General features: G+C 56.2%; 18 protein-coding genes. 4 read left to right on the top strand and 14 right to left on the bottom strand.

Features of this window, described 5'->3' with window-relative positions:
- Positions 1 to 17: 17 nt before the first annotated feature.
- The gene (locus tag A8O29_RS05105) at positions 18 to 1,226 is read left to right on the top strand and encodes an MFS transporter (protein WP_125352063.1); all 1,209 of its coding nucleotides are present in this window, start codon (positions 18 to 20) and stop codon (positions 1,224 to 1,226) included.
- Positions 1,223 to 1,600: a DUF4440 domain-containing protein gene (locus A8O29_RS05100; RefSeq protein WP_125352065.1), complete on the top strand. Its 378-nt coding sequence runs from the start codon at positions 1,223 to 1,225 to the stop codon at positions 1,598 to 1,600. Before A8O29_RS05105 ends, A8O29_RS05100 begins: the two co-directional genes overlap by 4 nt.
- 75 nt (positions 1,601 to 1,675) lie before the next feature.
- Here the strand turns inward: A8O29_RS05100 and rpoS are convergent, their stop codons facing one another.
- Together rpoS and nlpD are read right to left on the bottom strand one after the other, a co-directional pair.
- The gene (gene rpoS, locus A8O29_RS05095) at positions 1,676 to 2,668 is read right to left on the bottom strand and encodes an RNA polymerase sigma factor RpoS (RefSeq protein WP_110511401.1); all 993 of its coding nucleotides are present in this window, start codon (positions 2,666 to 2,668) and stop codon (positions 1,676 to 1,678) included.
- Between the two features lie 58 nt (positions 2,669 to 2,726).
- Complete coding sequence (nlpD, locus tag A8O29_RS05090) at positions 2,727 to 3,845, bottom strand: murein hydrolase activator NlpD (protein ID WP_246316662.1); 1,119 nt, start codon at positions 3,843 to 3,845, stop codon at positions 2,727 to 2,729.
- Between nlpD and A8O29_RS22685 the strand changes: the two genes are divergently transcribed.
- Positions 3,787 to 3,918 carry a peptidase gene (locus tag A8O29_RS22685; protein ID WP_246316661.1) on the top strand — a complete coding sequence of 44 codons (132 nt, stop codon included), beginning with the start codon at positions 3,787 to 3,789 and terminating at the stop codon, positions 3,916 to 3,918. The two genes, nlpD and A8O29_RS22685, sit on opposite strands and share 59 nt — an antisense overlap.
- 105 nt (positions 3,919 to 4,023) lie before the next feature.
- Here A8O29_RS22685 and A8O29_RS05085 read toward each other — a convergent pair whose 3' ends face one another.
- The 11 genes from A8O29_RS05085 to cysG all read right to left on the bottom strand — a co-directional run bounded on the left by A8O29_RS05085 (position 4,024) and on the right by cysG (position 12,868).
- Complete coding sequence (locus tag A8O29_RS05085; protein WP_110511403.1) at positions 4,024 to 4,650, bottom strand: protein-L-isoaspartate(D-aspartate) O-methyltransferase; 627 nt, start codon at positions 4,648 to 4,650, stop codon at positions 4,024 to 4,026.
- Positions 4,644 to 5,405 (bottom strand): 5'/3'-nucleotidase SurE, encoded by a 762-nt coding sequence (gene surE / locus A8O29_RS05080; protein WP_125352069.1) that lies wholly within the window; start codon positions 5,403 to 5,405, stop codon positions 4,644 to 4,646. Before surE ends, A8O29_RS05085 begins: the two co-directional genes overlap by 7 nt.
- Positions 5,386 to 6,435, bottom strand: a complete 1,050-nt coding sequence (gene truD, locus A8O29_RS05075; RefSeq protein ID WP_110511405.1) for a tRNA pseudouridine(13) synthase TruD — start codon at positions 6,433 to 6,435, stop codon at positions 5,386 to 5,388. Before truD ends, surE begins: the two co-directional genes overlap by 20 nt.
- Positions 6,432 to 6,911: a 2-C-methyl-D-erythritol 2,4-cyclodiphosphate synthase gene (gene ispF, locus A8O29_RS05070; RefSeq protein ID WP_110511406.1), complete on the bottom strand. Its 480-nt coding sequence runs from the start codon at positions 6,909 to 6,911 to the stop codon at positions 6,432 to 6,434. Before ispF ends, truD begins: the two co-directional genes overlap by 4 nt.
- Entirely contained in the window at positions 6,911 to 7,621 is a 711-nt protein-coding gene (gene ispD / locus A8O29_RS05065; protein ID WP_125352070.1) for a 2-C-methyl-D-erythritol 4-phosphate cytidylyltransferase, read from the bottom strand. Before ispD ends, ispF begins: the two co-directional genes overlap by 1 nt.
- A 20-nt stretch (positions 7,622 to 7,641) precedes the next feature.
- A complete protein-coding gene (gene ftsB / locus A8O29_RS05060; RefSeq protein WP_110511408.1) occupies positions 7,642 to 7,965 on the bottom strand; it encodes a cell division protein FtsB in 324 nt (107 codons plus the stop codon).
- A 151-nt stretch (positions 7,966 to 8,116) separates the two neighbouring features.
- Positions 8,117 to 8,443 (bottom strand): DUF3561 family protein, encoded by a 327-nt coding sequence (locus A8O29_RS05055; RefSeq protein WP_125352072.1) that lies wholly within the window; start codon positions 8,441 to 8,443, stop codon positions 8,117 to 8,119.
- A 42-nt stretch (positions 8,444 to 8,485) separates the two neighbouring features.
- Positions 8,486 to 9,091 carry an adenylyl-sulfate kinase gene (gene cysC, locus A8O29_RS05050; protein WP_125352074.1) on the bottom strand — a complete coding sequence of 202 codons (606 nt, stop codon included), beginning with the start codon at positions 9,089 to 9,091 and terminating at the stop codon, positions 8,486 to 8,488.
- On the bottom strand, positions 9,091 to 10,521 hold the full coding sequence (gene cysN, locus A8O29_RS05045) for a sulfate adenylyltransferase subunit CysN (RefSeq protein WP_125352076.1): 1,431 nt from the start codon (positions 10,519 to 10,521) through the stop codon (positions 9,091 to 9,093). Before cysN ends, cysC begins: the two co-directional genes overlap by 1 nt.
- Positions 10,522 to 10,530: 9 nt before the next feature.
- Entirely contained in the window at positions 10,531 to 11,439 is a 909-nt protein-coding gene (gene cysD / locus A8O29_RS05040) for a sulfate adenylyltransferase subunit CysD (protein WP_110511412.1), read from the bottom strand.
- Between the two features lie 22 nt (positions 11,440 to 11,461).
- Positions 11,462 to 12,868 (bottom strand): siroheme synthase CysG, encoded by a 1,407-nt coding sequence (gene cysG, locus A8O29_RS05035; protein WP_168713823.1) that lies wholly within the window; start codon positions 12,866 to 12,868, stop codon positions 11,462 to 11,464.
- Positions 12,869 to 13,113: 245 nt separating this feature from the next.
- Here cysG and A8O29_RS05030 point away from each other — a divergent pair, with 245 nt between their 5' ends.
- Positions 13,114 to 14,166, top strand: coding sequence for an aminopeptidase (locus A8O29_RS05030; protein WP_125352079.1), 1,053 nt, complete (start codon positions 13,114 to 13,116; stop codon positions 14,164 to 14,166).
- A gap of 38 nt (positions 14,167 to 14,204) precedes the next feature.
- Here the strand turns inward: A8O29_RS05030 and cysH are convergent, their stop codons facing one another.
- The gene (gene cysH, locus A8O29_RS05025) at positions 14,205 to 14,939 is read right to left on the bottom strand and encodes a phosphoadenosine phosphosulfate reductase (protein WP_125352081.1); all 735 of its coding nucleotides are present in this window, start codon (positions 14,937 to 14,939) and stop codon (positions 14,205 to 14,207) included.
- Positions 14,940 to 14,964: the final 25 nt, after the last annotated feature.

Raw genomic sequence — 14,964 nt, 5'->3', positions numbered from 1 at the left:
CTTCTGGAGGATAACGAATGACGTATCGCAACAAAGTTGCCACGGTGTATCTGCTGGGCTTTTTTCTCGACCTCATCAACATGTTTATCGCCAGCGTCGCCTTCCCGGCAATGGCCACGACGTTAAACACCTCTGCGTCAGCGCTGGCGTGGGTCAGCAACGGTTACATTGTCGGGCTGACACTGATTATCCCTTTCAGCGCCCGACTGACTCGCGTGCTTGGTGCTCGCCGGTTGTTTATTTTGTCACTGGTCATTTTCGCCTTTGCCGCAACGGCGGCGGGCTTTTCGCAGTCACTCTCAGGACTGATAACCTGGCGAGTGATCCAGGGTTTGGGCGGGGGTTTGCTGATCCCTGTCGGACAGGCGCTAACCTGGCAGCAGTTCAAACCCCATGAGCGGGCCAAAATCTCTGCTGCCGTGATGCTGGTCGCGTTACTGGCCCCGGCATTTTCCCCCGCACTAGGTGGGATATTGGTGCAGTCACTCAGCTGGCGCTGGATTTTCTTTGCGACGCTGCCCGTGGCGCTGGTGACGCTAATGCTCGCCTGGCTGTGGCTGAAAGACGAGCTGGCGCCAGCAGAATCAGGTCGCTTTCTGCATCTCTCATTACTGCGAGACCCGCTGCTGCGCTTTGCGATGCTGGTCTATCTTTGTGTACCGGGCATGTTTATCGGCGTCAGCATCATCGGCATGTTTTATTTGCAGACCGTCTCACAGATGTCCCCTGCCGCTGCGGGTGGGTTAATGCTGCCCTGGTCGATAGCGTCGTTTGTGGCGATTTCGTTTACCGGTAAATACTTTAATCGCCTCGGCCCGCGCCCGCTCATTATCGTTGGTTGCCTGCTCCAGGCGATGGGGATTATCTGTCTGACCGTCGTCACGCCCGCTATGCCACACGGTTTGCTGGTCGTTATTTTTGCCTTGATGGGCGCGGGGGGCAGCCTGTGCAGCAGTACCGCGCAGAGCAGCGCCTTTATCAATATCAGCCGGCACACTATGCCGGATGCCAGCGCGCTGTGGAATATTAATCGCCAGTTGAGTTTCTTGATTGGCGCGACGCTGCTGGCCGGGCTATTAAGTGCTTTGCAGCCACTGCTGTCGTCAGCCGACGCCTGGCGCTGGACCTTTTTTGTCGCCGCCGGAATCACCCTGCTGCCATTATTCAGTGCGCTGCGGCTCGATAATCACAATGTTATTTTTCACCTGCAAAAGGAAAAACCATGAATCCCTGGATAAACGAAATCATTGATGCCCATATCGCTATTGAAGACTGGCTGGGCCGGAGTGAGGGAGATATCGAGGCCCTGCTCTCCCGTTTTAGCCACGACTTTACGATGGTGACACCCGGCGGGGCCAGCCTTGACTATGCCGCCCTTTGCCAGTTATTTCAGACGCAGGGCGGGAAACGAGCCGGGCTAAAAATTGTAGTCGAGGACATTGAGTTGCTGGCTGAATGGCCGGAGGGTGCCGCACTGCGTTATACAGAAAAGCAAACCCTGCCAGGGCAAGCGACCACGACGCGCTGGTCAACGGTGATATTTCAACGGCAGGGAGAGAAGATTATCTGGCGTCACCTGCACGAGACTGCGCAGGCATAGCCGAAACAGAAAAGAAAAAGGCCCGTCGTAACGACGGACCTTTCTGGATAGAAACTGATTTTCTCGCGGACGGTTTTATTCGCGGAACAGCGCTTCGATGTTCAGACCTTGTCCCTGCAGAATTTCACGCAGGCGACGTAGACCTTCGACCTGAATCTGGCGAACGCGTTCACGAGTCAGGCCAATCTCACGGCCGACATCTTCCAGCGTTGCCGCTTCATACCCCAGTAAACCGAAACGACGTGCCAGCACTTCACGCTGTTTGGCGTTCAGTTCGAACAGCCATTTGACGATGCTTTGTTTCATGTCATCGTCCTGCGTGGTGTCTTCCGGGCCGTTATCTTTTTCATCGGCCAGGATGTCCAGCAGCGCTTTTTCGGAATCGCCACCGAGTGGGGTGTCGACCGAGGTGATGCGCTCGTTGAGACGAAGCATACGGCTTACGTCATCAACCGGTTTGTCCAGCTGCTCAGCAATCTCTTCTGCACTTGGCTCGTGATCCAACTTGTGGGATAACTCACGCGCGGTACGCAGATAAACGTTAAGCTCTTTGACGATATGGATTGGCAGACGAATCGTACGGGTTTGGTTCATGATTGCCCGTTCGATGGTCTGACGAATCCACCAGGTTGCATAGGTCGAGAAACGGAATCCGCGCTCTGGGTCGAATTTTTCGACAGCACGAATCAGCCCCAGATTGCCCTCTTCAATCAGATCCAGCAAAGCCAGACCACGATTGCTGTAACGGCGAGCAATTTTAACCACCAGACGCAGGTTACTTTCAATCATCCGGCGGCGGGACGCTACGTCACCACGCAACGCACGTCGTGCGAAATAAACTTCTTCTTCGGCTGTTAACAGTGGGGAGTAACCAATCTCCCCAAGGTAAAGCTGAGTCGCATCCAGCACACGCTGTGTGGCACCCTGCGATAATAGCTCTTCCTCAGCTACTTCATTATCACTGGGTTCCTCTTCTACTAAGACTTTCTCATCGAAAGACTCTGTTCCGTTCTCATCAAATTCCGCGTCTTCATTTAAATCATGAACTTTCAGCGTATTCTGACTCATAAGGTGGCTCCTACCCGTGATCCCTGGACGAAACACACCTCACGGTTGTTTCGCCAAATTATCGCTGCGGCAAATACTGCAGCGGGTTGACGGATTTCCCCTTGTAACGAATTTCAAAATGCAAGCGTGTTGAACTGGTTCCGGTGCTACCCATGGTAGCGATTTTCTGCCCCGCCTTCACTTCTTGTTGTTCCCGGACCAGCATTGTATCGTTATGGGCGTAGGCGCTCAGGTAATCATCGTTGTGTTTGATGATAATAAGATTACCGTAACCGCGCAGTGCGTTACCGGCATAAACGACGCGTCCATCTCCGGTCGCGACGATAGCCTGTCCTTTACTGCCTGCAATATCGATACCTTTGTTGCCGCCATCGCCGCCACTAAAGTTTTCGATGATTTTGCCGTCAGTCGGCCAGCGCCAGGAGGAGATTGGCGAACTGGTAGACGTACTGCTTGCAGTTGGTTGGGCAGTGCTCGCAACAGGTGCCGTAACAGGCGCTGTGACCGTAGTCGCAGGCTGATTATTAGGCAACATTTTGTTAGCACTTTGTTCACCTGAATCCTCAGAATACGTAATTGTTGGTTGAGACGCAACCACTGCGGAGGAATTTTGTGCAGGATTTGAGACTATTCCAGGCGAGGCGGTGCTGGCCTGTTCGCTAGCCTGTGCTACGGCGTTGTTCCCTGTGATCGGTTGCCCGGAAGCATTGCCCACCTGCAGAACCTGACCGACATTCAGACCGTACGGGGCAGCGACGTTGTTACGCTGCGCCAGGTCGCGGAAATCGTTCCCGGTAACCCATGCAATATAGAACAGCGTGTCGCCGCGCTTCACGGTATAGGTGCTGCCACCGGCGTAGCTTCCTTTTGGAATGTCACCGTATTTGCGGTTGTAGACAGCATGACCATCCACAATCTGGACAGTTGGCTCGGCAGCTGTTGGCTGCGCCGTTGCGACCGGCTGAGCGGACTGAATTTGCGGCTGAGCGGGTGCGGTCTGAACCGGCGCGGTTTGTACCGGCTGCGGCTGCGGTGCCGTCTGAGTCGTGGTGCTCATAGACGACGGAGGCGTAATTAACATTCCGGAATCGGTACTGGACGAAGAGCCGCCCACGGAACTGACCGGAGCAGGCGCATTGCTGGTCGTCGTGCATCCTGCCAGCCAAAGTGAAACCAGTGATAAAGCCGCAACGCGACTAACGGTGAATTTTGGGCTTCCCGCGCTCATTTATCCCCCAGGAATATGTTAACTGCCAGTGACTTAAAAACCGTGAAAGTCGACGTTAAATCACACAAAAAAAGTGTGCTCACCCTACGCCAAAAGATGCGTCGAAAGAAACAAGAAAACTCCTGTATTACGCCAGTTCGCCTTTGACCAAAGGCACAAAGCGAACCGCTTCCACGGTATCGATGATAAATTCGTCTCCCCGCCGACGAACACGTTTCAGAACCTGATGTTCCTCACCCACGGGTAAAACGAGAATGCCGCCCTCATCCAGCTGCGACATGAGCGCAACCGGAATTTCCTGCGGTGCCGCCGTGACAATAATGGCATCAAATGGCGCTCTTGCATGCCATCCTTGCCATCCATCGCCGTGGCGAGTTGAAACATTATGTAAATCAAGCTGCTTGAGACGACGTCGCGCATGCCATTGCAGGCTTTTAATTCGCTCAACGGAACAGACGTGATGCACCAGATGCGCAAGGATAGCGGTCTGATAGCCAGAACCGGTGCCGATTTCCAGCACCCGTGACTCCGGCGTCAGCTCAAGCAGTTCGGTCATACGCGCCACCATATACGGCTGCGAAATGGTTTGCCCCTGACCGATAGGCAGCGCGACGTTTTCCCACGCTTTGTGTTCAAAGGCTTCATCAATAAACTTTTCGCGCGGCACCTGAGCAATGGCGTCGAGCACGTGCTCGTCCAGAATGCCCTGGTTACGCAGTTGATTGAGCAGGCTTTGTACGCGTTTGCTTACCATTGCACACCGACTCCTGCACGCTCCAGCCAGCCGGAGACAACCTCTTGCGCGCTGTGAGCGGTCAAATCAACGTGCAGCGGCGTGACGGAAACATAGCCTTCATCCACCGCGGCAAAATCGGTATCCGGACCGGCGTCGCACTTATCGCCCGGCGGCCCAATCCAGTACAGCGTGTTGCCGCGCGGATCTTCCTGCGGGATAACGGTATCGGCCGGATGACGACTGCCGCAGCGCGTCACGCGGATACCTTTGATCTCCGAAAGCGGAAGGTCCGGCACGTTGATATTGAGGATACGTCCGGTGCGTAGCGGCTCACGAGCCAGCGCTCGCAGAATGGAGCAGGTCACCGCCGCAGCGGTGTCGTAATGCTTGTGCCCATTCAACGAAACGGCGAGCGCGGGGAAGCCAAGATGACGGCCTTCCATCGCCGCCGCCACCGTGCCGGAGTAAATCACGTCATCACCCAGGTTTGGCCCGGCATTAATGCCGGAAACGACCACATCGGGACGCGGAAGCATCAGGGTATTCACTCCGAGGAAAACACAATCCGTCGGGGTGCCCATCTGTACGGAGATGTCGCCATTTTCCAGAGTGAAAGTACGGAGAGAAGATTCCAGGGTCAGAGAATTAGACGCCCCACTGCGGTTACGATCGGGTGCAACAACCTGAACCTCGGCAAACTCACGCAAGGCCTTCGCCAGGGTTTGGATCCCCGGCGCGTAGATCCCGTCATCGTTACTCAGCAATATTCGCATAATCACCTGTTGTGTTGATAAGTTCCCTTACAACACTGGTGGCAAAACTGCCTGCCGGCAGCCAGAAACGTACCTCGACGGTGACGTCATCCCACCAGTTCCAGCTCATCTGTTGCGGGTAAAGAAGCATTGCGCGTCGCGCTGCCTCGACTTTTTCGCGCAGCAATAACGACTGCAGTTGCGTTTCTTCCGCCAGCGTTTGCTGTTCAAATTCCAGGGCCGCACGCTGCGTTCCCCAGTCACCGCTGCCCGGCAGCGATGCCGTAATCATGAGCTCGCGATGATCAACGCGGGACTGAAGCTCGGGCATCTCTTCATCCGTTGCCACAAACCAGCTGCCGCGTCCCGCTAATTGTAGCGCATCGCCGTCAACAACTTGATTAAAGTCCGGTTTTTTTAAACGCTCGCTCACCAGCTGATTAAACAACGCACTGCGGGCCGCAGACAACCAAAAACTGCGTTTATTACGATCTCGCACCGGCGCATCGCTCTGCGCCCAGCGCAGCGCGCCAAGCAGATTGCTGCCGCCAAGACCAAAACGCTGAGCGCCGAAATAGTTCGGTACGCCCTTTTCAGCAATAGCTTGCAGACGCGCTTCCGCTTCTTCACGGTTGCTGACTTCACGCAGCACCAGGGTAAACGCGTTACCCTTCAGCGCCCCGAGGCGCAGCTTGCGTTTATGGCGCGCGTACTCCAGCACCTGACAGCCTTCCAGCTCAAACTTGCTTAAATCCGGCATCTCTTTGCCCGGCAGACGGACGCACAGCCACTGTTCGGTGACGGCGTGCTTATCCTTCTGCCCGGCGAAGCTCACTTCACGGGCGTGCACTTTGAGGAATTTCGCCAGCGCATCGGCCACAAAGCGGGTATTGCAGCCGTTTTTCAGGATGCGTACCAGCAGTTGTTCACCTTCACCGTCCGGTGAAAAGCCCAGGTCTTCGACCACCAGAAAATCTTCCGGATTGGCTTTCAGTAACCCCTGCCCCTGCGGTTTGCCGTGCAGGTAAGTCAGATCATTGAACATGATCATGGGCGAGCCTTGTGCAGCAGCGCCACGGCCTCACAGGCAATGCCTTCACCGCGACCGGTAAAGCCGAGCTTTTCGGTGGTGGTCGCTTTCACGTTGACGTCATCCATATGGCAGCCCAAATCTTCCGCGATAAACACGCGCATCTGTGGAATGTGCGGCAGCATCTTTGGCGCCTGCGCGATGATGGTCACGTCGACGTTGCCGAGCGTGTAACCTTTGGCCTGAATACGACGCCAGGCTTCACGCAGCAACTCGCGGCTGTCGGCACCTTTGAAGGCCGGATCGGTGTCCGGGAACAGTTTGCCGATGTCACCCATCGCCGCCGCACCGAGCAGGGCGTCCGTCAGCGCATGCAGCGCGACGTCGCCATCAGAGTGAGCCAGCAGGCCTTTTTCGTAAGGCACGCGCACGCCGCCAATGATTATCGGGCCAACGCCACCGAAAGCATGTACGTCAAAACCGTGTCCAATTCGCATTATGCCTGCTCCTGAAATCCGCAATGAGTGAGGTAAAATTCTGCCAACGCCAAGTCTTCCGGGCGAGTCACTTTAATATTATCAGCCCGTCCGGCGACAAGCTGTGGATGGAAGCCACAATATTCCAGCGCCGATGCTTCATCGGTCACCGTCGCCCCTTCGTTGAGCGCCCGCGTCAGGCAGTCAAAAAGGAGTTCGCGCGGGAAGAATTGCGGCGTCAGCGCGTGCCAGAGATCGTTTCGGTCAACGGTATGGGCAATCGCCGCAATACCTGGCTCGGCGCGCTTCATGGTGTCGCGCACCGGTGCGGCCAAAATCCCACCCACACGGCTGGTTTCGCTCAGCGCCAGCAGGTTTGCTAAATCATTCTGATGCAAACAGGGACGCGCCGCATCGTGCACCAGCACCCACTGCGCATCACCCGCGGCTTTCAGGCCAGCCAGAACGGAATCGGCACGCTCGGAGCCACCTTCGACGACGGTGATTTGCGGGTGATTAGCGAGGGGGAGTTGCTGAAAGCGGACGTCACCGTCGCTGATGGCGATAATGACGCGTTCAACACGCGGATGCGCCAGCAACGCGGCGACCGCATGTTCGAGAATCGTTTTGTTACCGATTGAGAGATATTGCTTCGGGCATTCCGTTTGCATACGGCGGCCAAATCCGGCTGCCGGCACCACGGCGCAAACGCCCGGAAAATTGGCTGCCATGCGGTTATCCTGGCTTGAGTTTATTGATTGTTCTGCCCCGAACCCTGATTCTGACCCTGATTGCGTTTGGACGCATCCGGCACCAGACGATAAAACGTTTCGCCCGGGCGAGTCATGCTGAGTTCGTTGCGAGCACGTTCTTCGATAGCTTCCTGACCGCCGTTGAGATCGTCAATTTCGGCGAAAAGCTGATCGTTGCGCGCTTTAAGTTTGGCGTTTGTTGCCTGCTGAGCCATCACGTCATCGTTGACGCGACTGTAGTCATGAAGACCATTTTTGCCGAACCACAGTGAGTACTGTAGCCAGACCACCAATGCCAGCAATAGCAGTGTTAATTTACCCATCCTGCCCCCTGAAAAACGGCATCATCATCCCATAACTTGCCGGAGTGCTCTACCCTGGCCTGCGGACGATGCCGCATATCGCGGGGAATGTACCACATTTTGCCCGTCGAGTCGTAGGTCTCAATAGAAACGAACGTACTTCCGCCCACGGCTAACCCAACAGCCACAGGAACAGCAGGCCAAAGAGCGCCGCGACTGTTATCAGTGTCACCACAATACTGTAGAGGAGTTTGCCGTTCATCAGCGAATGGAGCGCAATGCCGATAACCACGGATACAGGCAGCAGCGCCAGGAAGAAAGGCCAGGTGTAGAGGAAGAAGAACAGCGTGTTGCTGCCGTAAAACAAAAAAGGAATACCCAGCGCTAATAGCCATGCAACAAAACCCACGACCGCGCCGGGTAAAGACCAGGTGGTCTCTTCGGTTTCGGTACTCATGGGTTCTGTACGAGTAATGGTAATGTTCTGGGTATTGCGCATATCAAATCCTGTTTCCTGACTAGCCGGAAAACCGGCCTGGTCTCAGGATCTGATAATATCGCCCTGTCTCAGCAGGTCTAATAATTGGTTAACCAAATTTGTTACCAATTGTTCGCCATCAAGGTGAATTTCGGCCTTTTCCGGCGCTTCATAAACCGAATCAATCCCGGTGAAATTGCGCAGTTCTCCGGCACGGGCTTTTTTGTACAGCCCCTTCGGATCGCGGGTTTCACACACCGACAGCGGCGTGTCGACGAACACTTCCACAAACCGGCCAGCACCGACTCTGTCGCGCACCATCTGCCTTTCAGCACGGTGTGGCGAAATAAAGGCGGTTAACACCACCAGACCCGCATCCACCATCAGGTTGGCGACTTCACCTACCCGACGGATATTCTCTTTTCGGTCGTCATCGCTGAAGCCCAAATCACTGCACAGGCCGTGGCGAACGTTATCGCCATCCAGTAGATAAGTGCTGACGCTATGCTGATGCAGCGCCTCTTCCAGCGCACCCGCGACCGTCGATTTACCCGAGCCCGAAAGCCCGGTAAACCACAGCACAACCCCACGATGACCGTGGAGCTGTTCGCGCTGCTCTTGTGTTACAGGATGGGGGTGCCAGACGACGTTTTCGTCATGCTGCGCCATTACTTGCCTCCCAGCAGGTCACGTGCGCCCCAGTGTGGGAAGTGTTTGCGCACCAGCGCATTCAGCTCGAGTTCAAAGGCGCTGAAATCGCTATTGCCCGCAACCGCCGTATCCTGCTGCGGTTCGCGAACCATGCCTGCGCCGACGGTGACGTTAGTCAGACGGTCGATAAAGATAAGCCCGCCCGTCACCGGATTATGCTGATATTTGTCGAGCACCAGCGGTTCGTCAAAGGTGACATCCACCAGCCCGATACCGTTCAGCGGCAAATTCGCCACCTCGCGCTGGGTCAGGTTGTTGATATCCACCTGATACTGAACCCGGTCGATGCGCGCGCGGGTTTTCTTCCCGGCGATTTTAATTTCATAGCTCTGACCCGGCTGGAGCGGCTGTTCCGCCATCCAGACCACGTCCACGCTGGCGCTTTGCACCGCAGGCAGCGTTTCGCTCACGTCGACCAGCAGGTCGCCACGGCTGATATCAATCTCATCTTTCAGCACCAGGGTGATGGCTTCGCCCGCAGCGGCTTCCTGCAAGTCACCGTCAAAGGTCACAATCCGCGCCACGGCAGATTCCACGCCTGACGGCAGCACTTTCACGCGCTGACCGACGCTGACCGTGCCGGACGCCAGGGTTCCCGCGTAGCCACGGAAATCGAGGTTTGGTCGGTTCACGTACTGCACCGGGAAACGCAGCGGCTGGCTTTCGACCGTGCGTTTGATTTCAACGGTTTCCAGCACTTCCAGCAACGTCGGGCCGCTGTACCACGGCATGTTTGCGCTCTGGCTGGCAACGTTGTCACCTTCCAGCGCAGACAACGGCACAAAGCGGATATCCAGCTCGCCCGGCAGCTGCCCGGCAAACGTCAGATAGGCTTCACGAATTTCGTTAAACGTCTCTTCGCTGTAGTTGACGATATCCATCTTGTTGACCGCCACCACCAGATGCTTAATACCCAGCAGCGTGGCGATGAAGCTGTGACGGCGGGTCTGATCGAGCACGCCTTTGCGCGCGTCCATCAGCAGGATCGCCAGGTCACAGGTGGATGCGCCAGTCGCCATGTTGCGGGTGTACTGCTCGTGGCCCGGGGTGTCGGCAATAATAAATTTGCGCTTCTCGGTGGAGAAATAACGGTACGCCACGTCAATGGTGATGCCCTGCTCACGCTCAGCCTGCAAGCCATCAACCAGCAGCGCCAGGTCGAGTTTCTCGCCCTGCGTGCCGTGACGCTTACTGTCATTGTGCAGCGAAGAGAGCTGATCTTCGTAAATCTGGCGGGTATCGTGCAACAGGCGACCAATCAGGGTGCTTTTGCCGTCATCCACGCTGCCGCAGGTCAGGAAGCGCAGCAGGCTCTTGTGCTGCTGGGCGTGCAGATACGCTTCCACGCCGCCTTCGTCGGCAATTTGTTGTGCAATCGTTGTGTTCATGGCGGCTCCTTAGAAATAACCCTGGCGTTTCTTCAGCTCCATGGAGCCTGCCTGGTCGCGGTCGATCATGCGGCCTTGTCGTTCACTGGTGGTGGACACCAGCATCTCTTCAATAATTTCCGGTAATGTCTGCGCGTTCGACTCCACCGCGCCGGTCAGCGGCCAGCAGCCAAGGGTACGGAAACGCACCATCTGCTGTTTGATCTCTTCGCCAGGCTGCAGATTAATACGATCGTCGTCGATCATCATCAGCATGCCGTCGCGCTCCAGCACTGGGCGTGGAGCAGCCAGATACAGCGGAACGATTTCAATATTTTCCAGATAGATGTACTGCCAGATATCCAGCTCGGTCCAGTTGGAGAGCGGGAACACGCGGATGCTTTCGCCTTTATTAATCTGGCCGTTGTAGTTGTGCCACAGTTCCGGGCGCTGGTTTTTTGGGTCCCAGCGGTGGAAACGATCGCGGAAAGAGTAAATGCGTTCTTTGGCGCGGGATTTCTCTTCATCACGGCGGGCCCCGCCGAACGCGGCGTCAAAGCCGTATTTGTTCAGCGCCTGTTTCAGGCCTTCGGTTTTCATGATGTCGGTGTGCTTGGCGCTGCCGTGCACGAACGGGTTGATGCCCATCGCCACGCCTTCCGGGTTTTTATGCACCAGCAGTTCGCAGCCGTAGGCTTTGGCGGTCCGGTCACGGAACTCGTACATCTCACGGAATTTCCAGCCGGTATCCACGTGCAGCAGCGGGAACGGCAGCGTGCCCGGATAGAACGCTTTACGCGCCAGATGCAGCATCACGCTGGAGTCTTTACCGATGGAGTACATCATCACCGGGTTGGAAAATTCAGCCGCCACTTCACGGATAATGTGGATGCTTTCCGCTTCCAACTGCCGCAGATGAGTGAGTCGTTGATGGTCCATAACCATTCCTTATAAGCCAGATCTAAGCCAGATTCACCACAGAAGAGTTAAACCCCTCCTGCTGTAAGTTGTTTTGAAACCACGCGAGCTGATGATGCAGCTGCACCACCTCACCCACTACCAGCAGCGCTGGCATCGGGGCGTCTTTCGCGAGGCTTTCGAGTTGTTGTAATGTGCCGACGGTCACCTGCTGATCGGCGCGCGTGCCGCAACTGATAACGGCCACCGGGGTCTGACTGTCACGACCGTGGGCGATGAGCTGTTGGCTGATTTCGGCGGCCTTCATGGTGCCCATGTAAATCGCCAGGGTCTGATGGCTTTGCGCCAGATGCGCCCAGTCAAGCGGGGTGCTGTCGGCTTTGTAATGTCCGGTAACAAAGGTCACGCTCTGGGCGTAATCGCGATGGGTCAGCGGAATACCTGCGTAGGCCGTTGCGCCTGCGGCAGCGGTCACGCCCGGCACCACCTGGAAAGGTACGCCCGCTTCCGCTGCGGCCTGTAACTCTTCGCCGCCGCGACCAAAAATGAACGGGTCGCCACCTTTCAGGCGTACCACGTTTTTGCCTGCCAGCGCGGCTTCCACCAGCAGACGGTTGGTTTCATGCTGCGGCACGCTGTGGGTGCCCGCCCGCTTGCCGACGCAAATCAGCTCCGCATCGCGGCGCACCAGCTCACGCACGCCTTCGCTGACCAGATGATCGTAAAACACCACATCGGCCTGCTGGATAACCTGCAAACCGCGCAGCGTCAGCAGGCCCGCATCGCCCGGCCCGGCACCCACCAGCACGATTTCACCTATCTGGCGTTCAGGCTGATTCAGCTCATCTTCCAGCGCCTGCTGGGCCGCGGTTTCATTGCCCGCCACCATCAGGCTGGCAAAACGTCCGGTAAACACGCGTTCCCAAAAACGACGGCGCTCAGCCGTAGTGTGCAAACGCGTTTGAATATGATGTCGCCAGTAGCTTGCTGCCTGCGCCATACGCCCGAGGTTAGTCGGTAACAGCGCTTCGATTTTCTCCCGCAGCAGACGCGCCAGTACCGGAGCGGTTCCGCTGGAGGAAATCGCCACCAGCAGCGGAGAACGATCGACGATTGACGGGAAGACGAAGGAGCACAGCGGCTGATTATCCACCACGTTCACCAGGCGCTGACGGGCATCCGCCGCCGCAAAGACGCGCTGGTTAAGTTCGCTGTCGTCGGTGGCGGCAATCACCAAAAACACCGGGTCTATCTGCGCTTCGTCGAACTCGGTCGCCAGCCATTCAATCGACTGTTGATTGGCCAGTTCGGCCAGTTCAGGAGAGAGTTGTTGCGCTACGACGCGCACATTTGCCTCGGCCCGCCGTAACAGCAGGATTTTTCGGGCAGCGATATCGCCCCCGCCGATAACCAGAACCGGACGGTTTTTCAGCGAGGCAAAAAGAGGCAAATAATCCACGGCGCTACAACTCATTCACATTAAGCATAGGGGGACTATAGGGGGAGGCTCTGAGCAAATGAAATTACGAAAAGGAATGAGTAGTTCCGCAATGGAATAACAAGCCGAAAATACAAATGCAAAAAAATGCTTAATGCGTGATATTTCGCCTGATTAGGACGAAATGAAATTGTGTTAGCCCAGTCACAGTTTCATACTATGCCGTGATTATTTGATCCCCACTGTAAGGACACTCTATGTTTTCCGCCTTGTGCCGCCGCCTTGTTCCTTTGGCGTTAGGCGCATGCTTTACGGCGTCTGCCTTTGCCGCATCGGTTCCCACTGGCGCCATTGCCAACCAGCAAGCCCGTTATATCGCCACCTATTTTCCCGGCCGCATGACCGGCAGTCCGGCTGAAATGCTCTCAGCGGATTACGTGCGCCAGCAGTTTGCGCAGATGGGTTATGAAAGCGACATTCGCACCTTTAAAAGCCGCTATCTGTACACCACCAAAGATAAGCACCAGAACTGGCACAACATTACCGGCTGCACGGTTATCGCCGCGCACGAAGGCAAAGCCAGCCAGCAGATTATTGTGATGGCGCATCTCGATACCTACGCGCCGCACAGCGATGCGGATGTCGAAAACAATCTCGGCGGCCTGACGCTGCAAGGCATCGACGATAACGCGATGGGCGTAGGCGTGATGCTGGAACTGGCGGAGCGCTTAAAGAATATCCCTACCGAATACAGTATCCGCTTTATCGCCACCAGCGGTGAAGAGGAAGGCAAACTGGGTGCAGACAACCTGCTGCAACGCATGAGCGCCGCGGAGAGGAAAAACACGCTGTTGGTTATCAATCTCGATAACCTGGTGGTGGGCGATAAACTCTATTTCAATAGCGGAAAATCAACACCTGCCTCGGTGCGTAAACTGACCCGGGATCGCGCGCTCAGCATCGCCCGCAGCCACGGTATTCAGGTGGCTATCAACCCGGGTCTGAACGCCAACTATCCGAAAGGCACAGGCTGCTGTAACGACGCAGAGGTGTTTGACAATGCGGGGATCCCGGTCCTATCCGTCGAAGCCACCAACTGGTCCCTCGGCAAAAAAGACGGTTTTCAGCAGCGGGCCAAAACGCACTCATTCCCGGATGGCACCAGCTGGCATAACGTGCGCCTCGACAACCAGCAATACATCGACAAAGCCCTGCCCGGCCGCATCGAGCACCGCGGTCGTGATGTCGTAAAAATCATGCTGCCGCTAATGAAGGAGTTGGCGAAAGCGGGGAAAGCAGGCAAAGCGTAATCTGATTATCCGGTGGCATCTCTGCCACCGTCTCTTTATTACCCTTCGTGCAACCCACATTCCCGTTTCAGGCCAAAGAAGCGCGTTTCTTCTTCTGCCATGCCCGGCTCCCATTTACGGGTGGTATGGGTATCGCCGACGGAGAGGTAGCCCTCGTCCCACAGCGGGTGATATTTCAGGCCATGTTTTTGCAGATACTGGTACACCGTGCGGTTATCCCAGTCGATGATCGGCAGGATTTTAAATACACCGCGCTGGATAGCCAGCACCGGTAAATTCGCCCGGCTGCCGGACTGATCGCGGCGCAGCCCTGCAAACCAGGTCTGGCCGTTCAACTCTTCCAGCGCACGGCTCATCGGCTCGACCTTGTTGATTTCGTTGTATTTCTCGATGCCCTCAACACCCTGCTCCCACAGTTTGCCGTAGCGCGCTTCCTGCCACGCCGGGCTCTGTTCGGCACGGTAAATCTTGAGGTTGAGTTTGAGCTTGTCGGTCAGCTCATCGATAAACTGGTAGGTTTCCGGGAACAGATAACCGGTGTCAGTGAGAATAACCGGGATGTCCGGACGCAGCTGATTCACCAGATGCAGGCTCACCGCCGCCTGGATACCAAAGCTCGACGAGAGCACGTACTCGCCCGGCAGATTTTCCAGCGCCCAGGCCACGCGCTCTTCCGCGCTGAGCTTCTCCAGCTGACCGTTGGTTTCCGCCAGCGCGAGCACGCGATCGACTTTTGGCAGAGCGTTAAGCGCATTCAGATCGAGTATGGACATAGACACCTCATTTGCCTGTTGTGCC

This window comes from Scandinavium goeteborgense (assembly GCF_003935895.2).
GTDB lineage: Bacteria > Pseudomonadota > Gammaproteobacteria > Enterobacterales > Enterobacteriaceae > Scandinavium > Scandinavium goeteborgense.
The sequence above is the reverse complement of the archived record's forward strand: the minus strand, read 5'-3'. Positions and strand labels throughout refer to the sequence as shown.